Origin of the sequence: Psychroflexus montanilacus (genome assembly GCF_020164535.1) — a bacterium.
Classification (GTDB): Bacteria; Bacteroidota; Bacteroidia; order Flavobacteriales; family Flavobacteriaceae; genus Psychroflexus; species Psychroflexus montanilacus.
In genome coordinates this window covers 181494-196220 of the sequence record NZ_JAIQZC010000002.1, presented here as the reverse complement: position 1 = coordinate 196220, position 14727 = coordinate 181494, and the positions used below count along the sequence as shown (strand labels likewise).

General features: G+C 35.6%; 17 protein-coding genes. 3 read left to right on the top strand and 14 right to left on the bottom strand.

The window, feature by feature from the left end; translation table 11 throughout:
• The first annotated feature begins 22 nt into the window (after positions 1-22).
• A complete protein-coding gene (gene thiD, locus LB454_RS07710; RefSeq protein WP_224464090.1) occupies positions 23-829 on the top strand; it encodes a bifunctional hydroxymethylpyrimidine kinase/phosphomethylpyrimidine kinase in 807 nt (268 codons plus the stop codon).
• A gap of 92 nt (positions 830-921) precedes the next feature.
• On the opposite strand, the gene LB454_RS07705 is transcribed toward thiD, so the two are convergent.
• The 13 genes from LB454_RS07705 to LB454_RS07645 form a co-directional block, all read right to left on the bottom strand.
• Positions 922-2628 carry a DUF885 domain-containing protein gene (locus tag LB454_RS07705; RefSeq protein ID WP_224464089.1) on the bottom strand — a complete coding sequence of 569 codons (1707 nt, stop codon included), beginning with the start codon at positions 2626-2628 and terminating at the stop codon, positions 922-924.
• Between the two features lie 283 nt (positions 2629-2911).
• Positions 2912-3325 carry a hypothetical protein gene (locus LB454_RS07700; protein WP_224464088.1) on the bottom strand — a complete coding sequence of 138 codons (414 nt, stop codon included), beginning with the start codon at positions 3323-3325 and terminating at the stop codon, positions 2912-2914.
• A complete protein-coding gene (locus LB454_RS07695) occupies positions 3322-3744 on the bottom strand; it encodes a hypothetical protein (protein WP_224464087.1) in 423 nt (140 codons plus the stop codon). The genes LB454_RS07700 and LB454_RS07695 overlap by 4 nt, the downstream gene beginning before the upstream one ends.
• A 57-nt stretch (positions 3745-3801) precedes the next feature.
• The gene (locus tag LB454_RS07690) at positions 3802-4158 is read right to left on the bottom strand and encodes a hypothetical protein (RefSeq protein ID WP_224464086.1); all 357 of its coding nucleotides are present in this window, start codon (positions 4156-4158) and stop codon (positions 3802-3804) included.
• 145 nt (positions 4159-4303) lie between these two features.
• Positions 4304-4888, bottom strand: coding sequence for a hypothetical protein (locus tag LB454_RS07685; protein ID WP_224464085.1), 585 nt, complete (start codon positions 4886-4888; stop codon positions 4304-4306).
• A complete protein-coding gene (locus LB454_RS07680; RefSeq protein WP_224464084.1) occupies positions 4873-5361 on the bottom strand; it encodes an RNA polymerase sigma factor in 489 nt (162 codons plus the stop codon). Before LB454_RS07680 ends, LB454_RS07685 begins: the two co-directional genes overlap by 16 nt.
• Entirely contained in the window at positions 5354-6187 is an 834-nt protein-coding gene (locus LB454_RS07675) for an alpha/beta fold hydrolase (protein WP_224464083.1), read from the bottom strand. The genes LB454_RS07680 and LB454_RS07675 overlap by 8 nt, the downstream gene beginning before the upstream one ends.
• A 164-nt stretch (positions 6188-6351) precedes the next feature.
• Positions 6352-7293 carry an energy transducer TonB gene (locus LB454_RS07670; RefSeq protein WP_224464082.1) on the bottom strand — a complete coding sequence of 314 codons (942 nt, stop codon included), beginning with the start codon at positions 7291-7293 and terminating at the stop codon, positions 6352-6354.
• 53 nt (positions 7294-7346) lie between these two features.
• A complete protein-coding gene (locus tag LB454_RS07665; RefSeq protein WP_224464081.1) occupies positions 7347-8411 on the bottom strand; it encodes a T9SS type A sorting domain-containing protein in 1065 nt (354 codons plus the stop codon).
• A gap of 14 nt (positions 8412-8425) precedes the next feature.
• Complete coding sequence (locus LB454_RS07660) at positions 8426-8845, bottom strand: hypothetical protein (protein ID WP_224464080.1); 420 nt, start codon at positions 8843-8845, stop codon at positions 8426-8428.
• 37 nt (positions 8846-8882) lie between these two features.
• Positions 8883-9458 carry an outer membrane beta-barrel protein gene (locus LB454_RS07655; protein ID WP_224464079.1) on the bottom strand — a complete coding sequence of 192 codons (576 nt, stop codon included), beginning with the start codon at positions 9456-9458 and terminating at the stop codon, positions 8883-8885.
• A gap of 20 nt (positions 9459-9478) precedes the next feature.
• The gene (locus LB454_RS07650) at positions 9479-10705 is read right to left on the bottom strand and encodes a DUF5018 domain-containing protein (RefSeq protein ID WP_224464078.1); all 1227 of its coding nucleotides are present in this window, start codon (positions 10703-10705) and stop codon (positions 9479-9481) included.
• Between the two features lie 390 nt (positions 10706-11095).
• Positions 11096-11269, bottom strand: coding sequence for a hypothetical protein (locus LB454_RS07645; protein ID WP_224464077.1), 174 nt, complete (start codon positions 11267-11269; stop codon positions 11096-11098).
• 177 nt (positions 11270-11446) lie between these two features.
• On the opposite strand from LB454_RS07645, the gene LB454_RS07640 reads away from it, so the two are divergent.
• The gene (locus tag LB454_RS07640) at positions 11447-13366 is read left to right on the top strand and encodes a DUF294 nucleotidyltransferase-like domain-containing protein (protein ID WP_224464076.1); all 1920 of its coding nucleotides are present in this window, start codon (positions 11447-11449) and stop codon (positions 13364-13366) included.
• The gene (locus LB454_RS07635; protein WP_224464075.1) at positions 13363-13962 is read left to right on the top strand and encodes a 3'-5' exonuclease; all 600 of its coding nucleotides are present in this window, start codon (positions 13363-13365) and stop codon (positions 13960-13962) included. Before LB454_RS07640 ends, LB454_RS07635 begins: the two co-directional genes overlap by 4 nt.
• Positions 13963-14175: 213 nt before the next feature.
• On the opposite strand, the gene LB454_RS07630 is transcribed toward LB454_RS07635, so the two are convergent.
• Entirely contained in the window at positions 14176-14613 is a 438-nt protein-coding gene (locus LB454_RS07630; protein WP_224464074.1) for a secondary thiamine-phosphate synthase enzyme YjbQ, read from the bottom strand.
• Positions 14614-14727 lie beyond the last annotated feature (114 nt).

Genomic DNA, 14727 nt, shown 5'->3' with positions numbered 1-14727 from the left:
TAAAATTCTAAAATTTACGAATATGAAAACCTATCCTAAACTTTTGATCATTGCAGGAAGCGACTCCGGAGGAGGTGCTGGTATCCAGGCCGATATCAAGTCGGCGGGGGCTTGCGGTACTTACTCGACCACAGTGATAACCGCGCTCACTGCGCAAAATACACTTGGCGTTTCTGCTATCGAAGGCGTTTCTCCTCAGATGATTTCTGCCCAGCTCAAAGCAGTTTTGGAGGATATCGGTACCGATGCGGTCAAAATTGGGATGTTGCATTCCAAAGAAGTAATCGAAGTCATTGCCAAACACCTCAAGTACTATCAACCAAAGTCTGTAGTGCTGGACCCAGTGATGGTCGCCACCTCCGGAGACCGTTTGCTTAAGGAAGAAGCCATGCAGGCTTTGATGGAAACCATGATTCCACTGGCAGAGGTTATCACTCCCAATGTGCCCGAAATGCAGCTTCTTCTGGGTGAGAACATAGAGAATACCACAGAATTTTCAGAATATGCTAAAGCGCTGGCAGAAAAGTTTCAGGTTTCTGTACTGCTCAAAGCTGGCCATCTAGAGGGCGAGCATTCTACCGATATCTTATTCAATATCAAATCAAAGCAACTGACAAAGCTAAGCTCACCAAGGATTGACACTAAAAACACGCACGGCACGGGCTGCAGTTTGTCTTCGGCTTTAGGAAGTTATCTGGCTCAGGGCTTTAGCTTGGAAGAAGCTGCTCAAAAAGCAAAAGCATTTATCCATCAGGCCATCAAAGCAGGCAGCACCTACAGGCTTGGAGGAGGCTCGGGGCCAATTCATCATTTTTATAATGACAAATAATCCCACTTTTTGCTAAATTCAATACGCTAAATTTATTTTTTCAGCTCTTGCAACTGCTTTATTTTTTATAAGCTGATCTGTTTTTTCCTAACTCATTTCGACTCCTCTATATAATTAGTTACTCGTTCCTCCAAAATAGGTAAAGTAACGATTCCCTGCTCTAAAATCACTTCGTGGAAATCTCGGATATCAAACCTTTGTCCAAGCGCTTCTTCGGCTTTGGTTCGTAATTCTCTGATTTTGATTTCTCCTATTTTATAGGACACCGCCTGACCTGGCCAGGAAATGTAACGATCTACTTCTGTATTGATATTATGCATAGAAAGCGCTGTGTTTTTGGTGAAATACTCCACAGCCCGTTCCCTTGTCCAGCCCATCGCATGAATTCCGGTGTCAATCACGAGTCGGCAGGCCCGCCATTGCTCGTAAGTGAGTTTGCCAAAGCGTTCGTAAGGGGTGGTATAGATGCCCATTTCATCGGCCAGAAATTCTGAGTATAATCCCCAGCCTTCTCCGTAAGCCGATAAATACATATTTCTTCTGAATTTTGGAATGCTATCCCCAAGCTCTGCATTCAAGGCGTTTTGTAAATGATGTCCTGGAACCGCTTCATGCGCGGTTAAGGAAGGCAACACGTACAGTGGACGGTTGGGTAAATTGTAAGTGTTTACCCAATAATAGCCAGGCTGAGTTTCATTGGAAGCACCGATATAACGCCCGGTGGTATATTTAGGCGCAATGGCATCGGGGACTTTGGCGACACCATAAGGTTTTCTGGGTAAAGTTTTGAAGTAGGCGGGAAGCTTAGCATCAATCCGCTTAGCGATATCGCGGGCTTCCTTTAAAAGTTCGTCGCCAGTTTTGGCATAAAACTGCTCATCAGTCCTTAGAAAAGCAATGAATTCGTCTAAGTCGCCATCAAAATTAACTTCATCAACGATGGATTGCATTTCAGCATTAATGCGCTCCACTTCTTTTAATCCTATCTGGTGAATTTCATCAGCAGTTAAATCTAAAGTGGTGTAATAATTCAGTCGGTTTTGATAATAAGCCTGGCCCTGTGGTCCTTCGGAAACACCAAGAATAGTCTTGGTTTTTGGTAAATATTCAGTTTCAAAAAAGGTTTTGATGCGTTTGAATTGTGGAATTACGTTGGTCTCAATAGCGGTTTTAGCTGCTTTAATCACAGAGTCTTTCTGTCGCTGAGATAGAGTAGAAGGTAGCTTTTCAAAAGGCTCGAAGAAATAGCTGTTTTCAGGTTGATTTACGATTTGCGAATCATAAGTAGATTCATAACCTTCAAAAATTACTCTAGGCTGAGTGATGCCGTCTTTTAACCCTTTCCGAAGGAGTTTGAAATGCTGATCGACGTAAATGGGTATCGCATTTAGTTTGTTAAGATAAGCCTTTACTTGGTCGTAAGAATTGAGGTCTCTCACCTGGTAAGACAAGCTGAGGTGAAAGCCAGAGTCTGAAAGTAAAGGGTTGAGATAGGCTTTAAACTCATAGAAATCTATGGTTTCATTCAGTTTGAATTTCAGAAGTTCTAAAGAAATTTGTTCAGTTTCAGAAAGCTTATCGGTCTCAATTTCAGCTAAATCTTTTAAGCGTTCTTTCGCGAATTCAGCTTCCTGCTGATAATACTCTTCGGTGTATAGTCCCAGCGGATACGTATCTCTATCGTAACCTTTATGGTCTTGAAAGGCTTTAATGACAATGTCTAGCTGTTGACTTTGAGTTTGACAAATTCCTGTAGCTGTAAAACAAATAAGAGCAGCAAAATATATAAATGACTTCATAAACATAATTTTTCAAAGCTTAAATATATGCATTTGAAACGCTTTATACCTATGTCAGTACGATTCAAAATTTAAGTAAGTCTTTAGAACGTTCATTTACGATTTCTTTCTTTTTTCAATTTCCAGATTTGATAAATAAAGACACCGGAATAGAAAGCGGAGAGTAAAAACCAAATGTAGCCGAGCCAGTTTTCTCTACCTTGAATGCCGACCTGATAGAGCCCAACAAGTAACCAAATGATGCCGAAAACAAGATTGAGGTAAATGTATTTTTTATATTTTTTCAATTAGGCAAAAATGTTTTGTCTGCTGGTAGATCCAAGCTTTTAAATACTTTTATCAATTTCAGTAGCGAAGGGTTGTCAATCAAATCAATTTCAATCTCCAGTTTTTTGGTATCTGATTTCAGAATATAATTTCCATCCACCTTTTCGATAGTCTGAATTTCATCTAAATCCATTCTAGTCTTAGAACCGAATAATTTTCTTTCTTCAATACTAGCATTTTCAATGATAAGATATCGACACTTGTTATTAAAAAAATCAGCTAAATGTAAAATACCAGTCACGAGATAAGCATAACCAATCCAAACGCCAATACCATCGCTGTAAAAAAAAGAAAAAATACTACCCGCAATAAATAGCACACCTGAAATAAGCTGTAGATAAAGTCTTTTTTTAAAATATTTTATTTTCATTTTTGACGAGTTAAAAAGGATTTTTCTGAAGGTAAATTGAGATGACTTAAAACTTCAATTAAGTTATTAAGCGACGACTCATCAACTAAATCCAGATTAATTTTCATTTTTTGAGTTTCAGATGTCAGAATGTAATTGCCTTTTACTTTTTGGATTTCCTGGATTTGATCCAATTCTATTTTATTCTTAAAACCATAAAGTATGTTTTTGGTGATCGTAGCGTTTTCGATGATGAAGTATTGATTTCGTATATCATATATAAATTGAGCTAAGACAAGAAATCCGCCTGCAAAATAGAAATAACCAGTCCAACTGGAATTGTCATCCCTTAAAAATAAATAATATAAGCCCGCTATAGACCAAAGGAGACCTAAAACGAGTTTGACATAAAGCCTAAACTTGGGGAATTTTATTTTCATTTTGATGAGTTAAAAAGGATTTTTCTGAAGGCACTTTAAGCTTGCTTAAAAACTCAATTAAATTTCAAGGGATTCTTTTTTAATCAGATCAGGATTGATTTTAAGGTTTGCATTTTTTGATTTTAATATATAATTTCCTCGAATTCGTTTTAATTCTTCAATCTCATCAATTTCAATTCTGTTGGTGAAACTGAAGAGCATATTTTTTTGGATTCTTCCATTTTTGATGATGAGGTATTGGTTTTGGAGGTTATAGAAAAACTGAAATAAATTGAAAGCACCAACTAACATAAACCCGTACCCAAGCCAAGACATGCCTTCATCAAAAATGAAATAAGAAGCACCTAATAAAATCCACAATGCTCCTAAAATCATGTCGGTGTAAAGTCTTTTTTTAGTTAGCTTGATTTTCATTTTTGGTTTTGAAGAAGTTTTAGAGTTGATGTTATTAGTGTAATTGTGTCTAAAAATAACTATTTATTTATAAATTATAAGGTTAAACTCCAGCATTCAAACCTTCTTAACCTAAAAATGATAATTATTAGGATTGAACAAAGCTCTAATTTGAAATTAGCTCCTCAAAAAACTTCAACTCCTGAAGTTCCTTTTTAATATGATAACCAATAAATACTGCCAGGGCTAAAAAAGTAAAACTTCCACTGATAACAATATAGGTGTAAAACCCGCTGGACAGACTTGCCTTAAAGGCAGGAAGCATGGATGCAAACCCTCCAAAATAGATAAAGTAGATGACAGGCGTAAGTATAAAGTGAACTCGTTTTCTACTTTTAAAATAAGCTTTATGGGTTAAAAGATAATTTTTGAAATCTGTAGTTGGGTCTATGGTTCTTAACCTGTTCTTTTGATACAACTCAATTCCAATCCGTGAGAATAGCATGACAATCATCACCAGTAACCCAAGTCCTTGCCATAGGTCTTTATAGGCTTCTACCCAAATGTAAAACAAAATGATAATAAGACTTGTTGAACCTAGAATTCCTAAGGTGAAATTCTGTTTCCTCTTCATTCTGATTAAGCTTAAGTTTGCTTTTGTTTGTATATCTTTTGCACTTAAAGATGCTTTAACTGGAGTCTGGTCTTGCCAGAGGTGTTCTAATTCTTGAAAAGTCATAGGTGGACGCATTTAGATAATTTAGTTTTTATTCTATGGATTTTTACTCTGAGATTATTTTCTGAAAGTCCCATAATTTCTGAGATTTTCTCATAAGGTTCTTGCTCTAGAACTAACAAAATAAGCGTTCTGTCTTTAGGATTTAATTTCTCGATACAGCTGTACATGCTTTTTAATCTAGCTTCATCATCTGTATGTTCATGCTCTACAGGAGAAAGAAATTCATCTTGTATTGGAACGTTTTTAAAGCTTTTTTTGGAGGAGCGCAAAGCGTTAAGACAGGTGTTTACTGCAATTCTGTATATCCAAGTTCCTGCCTGAGATTTGCCTTCGAAAGTGTCCATATACTTCCAAACTTTAATGAAGACTTCTTGACAAACTTCATCTGCTTTTGGTTTGTTTCCTCCAAAATATCCTAGACATAGCCTATAAACAGACGATTGATGAGCTGTGTACAAGACTTCAAAATCCAGAGGCTTATTCATTTAGGGCCAAGTTTAGATTTTGATAAAACCATTCTGGCTGATCGTACATAATGTAATGAGCTGAGTTTGGAGCCATTTTTAAATTGTAGTTTTTAAGTGTTTTATATTGATCTGCATAAGTTAGTCTAGACTGTTCTTCGCCGTAACTCGTAGCTCCAAAGATGTACACAGGACATTCAATTTGTTCAAGATAAGAAGTCGCATTAAAATTAAGATAATCTATATAACCGTAAACATAGGTTTCTCGGTCTGTGTTTAAAATCCAGTCTATGATGTTAGGCTGCTTTTCTTCGTTGAAAGCCATCATTTTTACCTGTTGCTCTATCATTGCCTTAAAAGAAGTCTTATCCATGGTGAGTTGAGATGTAGAAAAAGGGTTTTCATAATCTATTTGTGTAAGATTTGGAAAGATCAATTTGGCGGTATGTGGAAGGGCATCTACAATAACTATTTGTTTTACATGCGTTTTGAGTTCTGCAGCAAGATAAGCGGCGATTGTTCCGCCTAAGCTATGACCAATGATGGTAAGATTGGTTAATTTATTTGACTGGATGTAATCAATTAAAGCTGTATTGACTTGAGGGAGCCAAGGCTTTTGGATAGGTTCTTTTCCATTAAAACCGGCATAGTCTACTAGATGATATTCGAAGGTACCCTCAATTTTTGCAGTAGTTTCATTCCAAACTTCAGAAGAATTTGCAAAACCAGGTAGAAAAAGTACTGGATCTCCATCTCCATGTACTGCCACGGAAATGGCTTCTTGAGAAAATGTGTAAAGACTAAAAGTTAAACTAAAAATGATCGATAAAATAAGTTGATTTTTCATGGTTAAATTTTTTAAGATTCAACCTTTAGACACGCAACTTGAAAATTATTACACTTTTAATGAAAATTTATTTTAAACCAATCGACTAAGGTTATATTAATGGCCCCAAAGTGGTTGAACTAATTTTGATAATCCAGCCTTTGAAGTGTTCTTTGCTTGACTGGTTATTTTTTAAATTCAACAGGGAAATAGATTAATGAACTTACTTCATTTCCATCAATCTGACCTGGTATAAATTTAAAATCACTTTGAGCAAATAGTTCTTCAGCACTTTTATATAGGCTATGTTCATCTTGTTCAACAGCTTCTATATAATCTACTTCTCCATTTTTTCTAACCACTAAAGATAAGTAACACTTATAGGTACCCTTAAAGTTTGCTTTTTTCATTGCATCTTTAATTAAACGCTGGTAAAGTCTTACTTTAGATTTGGGAGGTTGTATCATTTCTACTTTTTTATCTAAAGCAGAAGCTGAAGCAACAATAATTTTATTGCTGGGTAAACTAAAGTCTGAAGCATTGAGGTCTATTTCCGAAATTTTTACGGCTTCTTGGATTTCAGTGTAAGTTGCATGCTCTGTGATTAATTTTAAAGGTAAGCTACCGTCAACTTTCTTCAATTTTTCATACCAATTTCCAACTTTATGATCTTTATAAGATGAATATTCTATTCTTAAATCTTCAGAATAATAGGATGTAGTGTTCCCGAAATCAGATTTATATTCTACAGGATAACATGTCATTCCTAAAATGGAGATCAAAGAATCTTTATTCATCTTAGAACTATAATATTCAGTAATGGATTTTCTGGAATCCCTGTAAGTAATGTACTTTTTATCGGCATAGTTATCATACATCCTTTTTGAAACATTATTATAGCTATAAGAATAGGTTTTTTTTCCTTCTTTTAAATAGGCGGATTCATAGAAACTATTTGTAATTCTATATCTCACTTGATCTCCTTTTTTGGTAGCCCACAAAGAATCGAGATTTAGATTCTTATGTTTGGGTATAAGTCTGATTTCGTATAAGATTTCTCCATTAAAGTCTTGAGCAGCCAGAGATGAAGAGATGATAATCAAAGATAAGATGAAGAATTTTTTCATTGTATTGAATTAGAATGGATTACATAATATCGCTCTATTTTTAAAACCTGTATTTATTCTTTTAAAAATTTAAAAATTTTGTTGTTGTTGTTTAACTCCAAAAAATATAGTCCTTGTTCAAAGTTGTTGACATCTATTTTTTGATCTGAGGTCAGCCCTTTTTTCACTTTTTTACCAGTGATACTAAAAATAGAATATGTTGTTTCATTTTCAATTTCCCCTAGAATTAAGACGTCAGAGGTTGGATTTGGGTAAATTGTAATTTGTCGTTTTTCAATATTTGAAGTTCCCAATGTGGCTAACTGGACTCGTGAAACTTTATCAAGCTGAGAGATGTACATAAAGTCATCGTGGATGTATAAAGTGCCTGGGCCATCTAAGTTTGATAAAACTTCTACAGGACTAGGATTGGCATCAGACAAATCAATTCTAAAAATCTTATTTAATTCTGGCTCAGAAAAATATAGATGATTATTCGCTAGTGCCAAACCTACAGGGGAGTCTAAATTACCAATAAACTGATTAGACTCAGGGTTAGAACTCATGAGGTCTACTTTCTTTATACTGCCGTACATTGAGTTTTCAATTTCAGATTCGGTGTAATAAAGATGATCCTGAAATACAATTAAGTTGAGTACAGTACCATCACTTCTCGATAGTGTTGGTACCGCAATAGGATCACTTAGACTCATATCCACCTCAAATAAGTATCCGCCTACTCCAGAAGTATAAAGTGTCTGGTCTTTGATTAGTAAGCCATACGGATCTGTAGTTGGACTTTCGAAAGTTATGAATGTTTCTACAGAAGTTGACGTATTGTCAATGTTTTTTATTGAAAGTTTTGCAGCATCGTTCTCTGCAATTAATAAGTCATTTGCATATATTTCTAATCCAAGAGGATAGATTAATCCTGTAGCAACTTCTGTAATTTCATTAGTATTTGCTTCAATGTCTATGCTTATCACTCTGTTTTTTCCAGATTCTGAAATGTACAATTTACCATCGTTTATTACTAATCCAGTGGGAGTGGATAAATTGGTAATTATATCGGTAACCTGACTAAAGCAGGAGGATGTGAGGGCTATAAAAATACAACAATAAAGTGAACTGGTTTTCATAGGATTGATTAGAATTAGTAGACTTTTAAATTATCAATGTTTACTCTTAAGCCTTTTTTTTTGCGATTATCATAATCACCATACTCAATTAGAAAGCTTCTTTCATACTCTTTTACTTCGCTCCAGCTTAAAAACTCCGGATTTATAAAAGGACCGATTTCAAAAACATTTTGCATGGGTGCTGTATCAAACTCTGAAACAGCAACTAAAACATTATGCGAAACTTCACAGCTTTCACTTTCCGCACTACCAGGACCGTTATCTAGTTTATAAACTCTAACTGATAAATAATTCTCATTGTTTTTAGCAATCTGCTCAGCATTATTTAAAGCTTTTATCAAGCGTTCGTTCCCAGACTTTTGAATTTTAAAATCAGGTTGCCCATGCATGAGATACATAGGGGCAAACAATAAAAGAAGGACAACAATTTTCATGGTATTTAATTATTTCTATCTGTTCAGGAGAAAACACCTAAAAGCGATAACCCAATCCTGCTTTAAAAATATTGATTTTACTATTTACAGTTGTTCTTAAATAATCATCCTGAGTTAGAAGTTTAATATAATCATACTGAATCTGGACAAAAAGCCTGGACGTAAGATCGTATGCGATTCCAAAATTTAGATTTATTCCACCTTCTGTTTCAGAAAAACTTTCACGGTCAAGTAACGGACTTTGATTGATCTGATCGAATATTATAAAACTGTAACCAACTCCTACAGAAGGCCTCAGTCTGCTCAACGATGGCAAATTAAGTTCTCCAAAAATTCCAGGTTGTATGGTATAGACATAAACATCTATAAATTCTGCTAGCCTTTCATCTTGATTCTTAAAAATCCCTGCGTTTAGTGAGGTTCCAAGGCTAATGAGGTCAAGATTTATAATTTGATACTTTGCTCCAATATCAACAATGCCATCATAAGCTTCCCCAAAGTAGCTATCTCCAAAGGAAACTGGATAGTTAACTTCTACACTAAATTTTGAATCTTGAGCATATGAAGAAAATGATAATATTAGTATTACAGCCAGGAGTATGAGTTGTTTCATAATTTTATGCAACTAACTTTCTATTGCTTACCATTAAGTCTTATGTTGAAATTCCAGCCATGAGTAAACCAGACTTCAGGATCTTCTAAGGTTGTGTTCTGGCTTAGCTTAGATTGACCAGAATATCCTCCTCCAAAACAGAAATTGGAAGCATCGCCATTGGTATTTGTTCCATTACTTCCTGCATTCACCCCCAGGGCCGCACCATCTAACAAATACCACTGGAACACGTATTCGGTATTGCTTTTCAAAAACAAATCGAGATCCCTTAAATCAAAATCTATAAACCCACCCGTAAAGTTTGGAAATACGTTAGCTATACTAGAGCCCAATAAGTTTCCATCTTTAGTTCTGATGTTTAATTTCAATTCTACAGAAGCGTTAAAAGGAACACTGCCCTCTGAATATTCAAAATTACGATCGAGATGCACACCAAATGTGCTTGGAAAAAGGTCCTGGTCCAGTTTAACGATCTGACCGGTACCTACGTTTCTATCAAAAGGTACCATGTCATATTGGGGTGCGTCTCTGTTGTCTCCGCCAAACCATTTAGATACATTCATTTCATCGCAGGTCACGCTAAAACTTTCAGTCATCGGACTTAATTCTACCGTGTATTCTTTTTCAACTCCAGATTCTGATGTTACTATTAAATTTACTGGGGAAGAAAAATCAAGAGGGTCTTCACTACTTGGACTTAAGATAGCTCGGTCTGAAATTTCAATGGATACATCAAGATTGGAAAAATCTAGATATTCCGGCAGTCTTTGACTAATGATTCTATTTTCTTCGTCTACGGTTGCCTGAGTTGAAAAGCTTTCAGTATCGATTCGAAATTCTAGTATTGAATTTTCTACACTCAACTTTCTGTTTATTGAAATTAAATAGTCCCTTTTGTCACCATTTTCTGCAGTTACTGTAAAGGTGAAAGGTTCTGAAATTGAAGTTACTGTATTTGGCTTAGGGTCTATAGTTGCGTCTTGGGAAATCTGAACATCAAGGTTGATATCTACCAAGTCAATTTGACTCTCTACTTCTCCTTCTATTGAAGAATCTCCAATATTGAAATCCTGTGTATAATTCCCTTTGTTTAAGGTAAATGAAAGTATCTCATTATCTGAATTTAATTCTGGTAGACTCTCTGAGTCTGACTCTGTAATGTCATCAATGTCATCACCGCTACTACAGGAAAGATTAATAAATAAAGTAAATACACATAAAGTGGTAAACAAATGGTTTGGTTTCATAAAGATTGAGTTTTTCCTTAATTCATAAGAAATCATAGATAACTAATTATCGATCACAGATTGTTTGTTTGCATCATTTTATTAAGAATTTCGAAATTAGTAAAATCTTTCATTTAACAAACTTTTTGGTTTGTATTTTTTAATCATTAACTTTTATAAAATGTTTGACACACCAATACAGAGGATAGATTAGAAAATTTCTAAAGCTTTTAATCAACTTATTTTAACATTTAGGTCATTTATTAAATGACCTAACAGCTTAATGTAAAACTATTCCTATTGATTTTCTACATGTTAACCAGATAATTATGAGATGGAGAGGATCTTTAAAATGAATTCAACAATAAAATAATGTCAATGTGAGAGTGAGTAAGCTTGTTAAGCAAAGTCTCAATCTTTTGCTTGATCCTTCAACTGATTATACCCTGTAACTCCAGTAGCTATGGATAAGACTAGCATTGCAGGTACGGCCACTTTCCAAAGCGGACAGGCAAAATAAGCGCCAACCATCAAGCCCAAAAACAAGCCACTTGCCCAAAATAAAATGATATACTGTTTAATCATGATAGTGTTTTTGCTTAAAGATATCGTTTTTTTGCCTAGGGACCTCTCCTTCAATCAATGAATTCCAAAATTGAGCGTTTAAACCATGTTGATTCAGGTTTTGAATAAAAGCACCTAAACCTAATTTTCTTTTTAATAAATTTATACGATTCATTTAAGCACTAATTCCAGTCAAAAATGGGGAATGTAATTGTTGAACGCGTAGCAGATTTTTTAAAGAAGTATCCGCCTTTTGAGGATCTTAGCTTTGAAGACTTAAAATCCATTGCCTCACAGGTTAGAGTTCACTACATCCCCAAACGGAACTTTCTTTTCAAAGAAGGAGATGCTGCTCATACTGAGTTTTATGTAGTTCAACAGGGAGCTGTAGGTTTACGATCCAGTCAAATCCATGCTGCAGACTGGATTGATATCTGTGACGAAGGGGATATACTTGGTCTCAGACCTTTATTTGCAGATCAGACCTATGCAATGGAAGCGTTGGCTAGAGAGGAATCAGTTCTATACGCAATTCCTTTTGAAGCTTTTAAAAGCCTTTTGCAACACAATACTAGCATCATGAATTTTCTTTTAGAAAGTTTTGCTTCCAATACTAGAAACCCAAAAGCTTCAGATGCTAAAGGCAAACTCATGTCAACCAATTATAGCTTAAAGAATCAGGATTCAACAGACTTGGATTTCTTTCAGCAGGCTTTTTATACTAGAAACCCCATTTGTCTTTCCTCTGCGGCAACTGTTCAACAGGCTGCTAAAATCATGAATTCACATAAAATAAGCTCACTAATAATTGAAGACAAACACCTGCCAACAGGTATCGTCACAGACAAAGACATACGTCGCTGGGTCGCTTCAGGTAAAATGGATAAGGAAGATAAGCTTGAAAACATCATGTCATCACCGGTAAGGTGTATTCCTCCACAAACGCATCTGGCTGAAGTACAAAGTTTGCTTTTGCAGCATAAGATTGGTCATTTGTGTGTCACCAAAGACGGCAGTGATCAATCTGAAATAATTGGAATTTTATCTGAACATGATATTATGACGGCACAAGCCAATAATCCTGTCGCTCTTTTAAAACAAATTGAACGCGTAACTAGTTTGGAATCATTGATTCGAATAAGAGAATCCTTGAGTAGGCTTCTCGAGGCCTATTTGGAAACTGCCCTGCCAATGGCTTACGTGATGAAGATCAGCCGTCTTATCACTCAGGCTTTGATGTACAGAGTTATAGAAATTAGCGAAGTAAAAGTAGGCAAAGCACCTGTGAAATATGCATGGTTAGGGATTGGAAGCCAGGGCAGGGGAGAACAGGTTTTACTAACAGACCAGGACCATGCCCTGGTTTTTGAAGACGTGGAAAGAGACAAACTTAACGATACACAGGAGTATTTTTTGAAATTGGCAAAAGAAGTGAGTAAGTCTTTACATCAGCTGGGTTACGTCTACTGTCCTGCGGAGATGATGGCTAGTAATCCAGATTACTGCTTGAGTATAAGTGATTGGAAACGACAATTTTCACGCTGGATTGAACATCCCTCGACCAAGCATATGATGATGTGTAGTATTTTCTTTGATTATTCAAGGGTTTACGGAGAGGATCAACTTGCGGAAGAATTGAGTCAGCATATTTATAAAAAACTCAACAATAATCAAAAGTTTTTTGCGTATCTGGGAGAAGATGCTGTTAAAAACCCTCCACCATTGGGCTTCTTCAGGCAATTTATTATTGAAGATGATGGCGAGCATAAGGACGAGTTTGATGTAAAAGCTAGAGCTATTCAGCCTTTGGTAGATGCAGCCAGAGTTTTGATTTTATCTGAAGGAATACAAGGTAAAAATAACACCATAGAGCGCTTTGAAAAATTGATTCAACTCGAACCTCAAAATGAAGAGGTCTATGCAGGCTGCATCAAGAGTTTTCATGTTTTATCAAAATTTCGAGCTATTGAAGGATTTAAAAATCAGTCATCTGGGAGGTATCTCGAACTTTCAAAATTGACTAAAAGCGATAAAATGAAGTTGAAACGTGCCTTCAAACCCATCAAAGACATCCAAAGTTTACTTAAGAATAGATTTCAACTCACCTATTTTTTATGAAGCTCTTGTTCAATAAGTTGTTCAAAAATAAAAAAGACTATCCTGAATTTTGGCAGAACTACAGCGCAAAATTTAAGAACGACGATTCAGCTCGTGTGGTCGTTTTGGATTGTGAAACTACAGGTTTAAAACCAACTGAAGATAAGATTCTATCCATTGGAGCAGTAGCCTTACACAATAAAATCATTTATATCGAAGATAATTTTAGTGTGTTTTTGAAACAAAAAATCAATAAACCTGAAAGCATCGCTATACATGGGATTGTAAAAAATAAAACTGACCACTTAGTACCTGAGTCTGAAGCTTTAGAGCAATTACTCAGCTACCTGGGAAATTCAAAAATTATAGGGCATCATATTCAGTTTGATGTGCATATGATCAATATGGCTTTAAAAAATGCTGGGCTTCCTAAGTTGAAGAATAAGGTCCAGGACACCAGTGCTTTGTATTCTCAATATAAAGGTGTCCATCAGCTTATGAGAAAAAGTCTGGACGAGTTGTGCGATGAATTCCATATCACCAAGAAAGACAGGCATACCTCAATGGGTGATGCTTTCCTCACGGCACAAGTGTATCAACGTCTGATTTTAGCTTGATACGAAATACATTTCTGTCAAACTAAGTATTACGCTAATTTTTGAAATTGCTTTTTGAGGGTATCTTTCAGGAAAAGTGAACACGATGGAATTTGTAAAACATGAGAAATAAGTTTAAGATTTTTGAAAGCATACCGATAGGTTATACAAGTCTTAGACTTTAGTTGTTTTCCTACAGGAAATGTCTTTCTTAAGGTGGATTTCTAATCAAAACTAATGTTTAGAAGGGGTTCCCAAAGCGGTAACCACAATCGTACGCCTGCCACCATAATTCCTGTGTTCGCATAAGTAGATGCCCTGCCAGGTTCCCAAGTTTAATTTACCCTGACTTATAGGAATACTTACCGAAGAACCCAAAGTGGAGGCCTTTAAATGAGCTGGCATGTCGTCAGATCCTTCCATAGTATGCGTGTAGTATGCAGCATGTTCTGGAACTGACTGATTGAAGTGGCTTTCAAAGTCTACTCTTACAGATGGATCTGCATTTTCATTGATGGTCAACGAAGCAGAAGTGTGTTGAATGAAAACATGAAAAACACCTATGTCAATTGAGATTAATTCGCTTTTCACTTCTTTCAGAATTTCATCGGTTATTAAGTGAAAGCCTCTTCTGTAAGCTTTTAGCCTGATCTCTTTTTGAAAAGAAGTCATAAATTCATGTGTTTTAACTTAACGTGTAATATACAAAATCCATAGTATAGCAATTACTCTTAATCAAAGTAATGAGTCGATTATGGTATTAATTTCAAAATTATTTATCCTAAA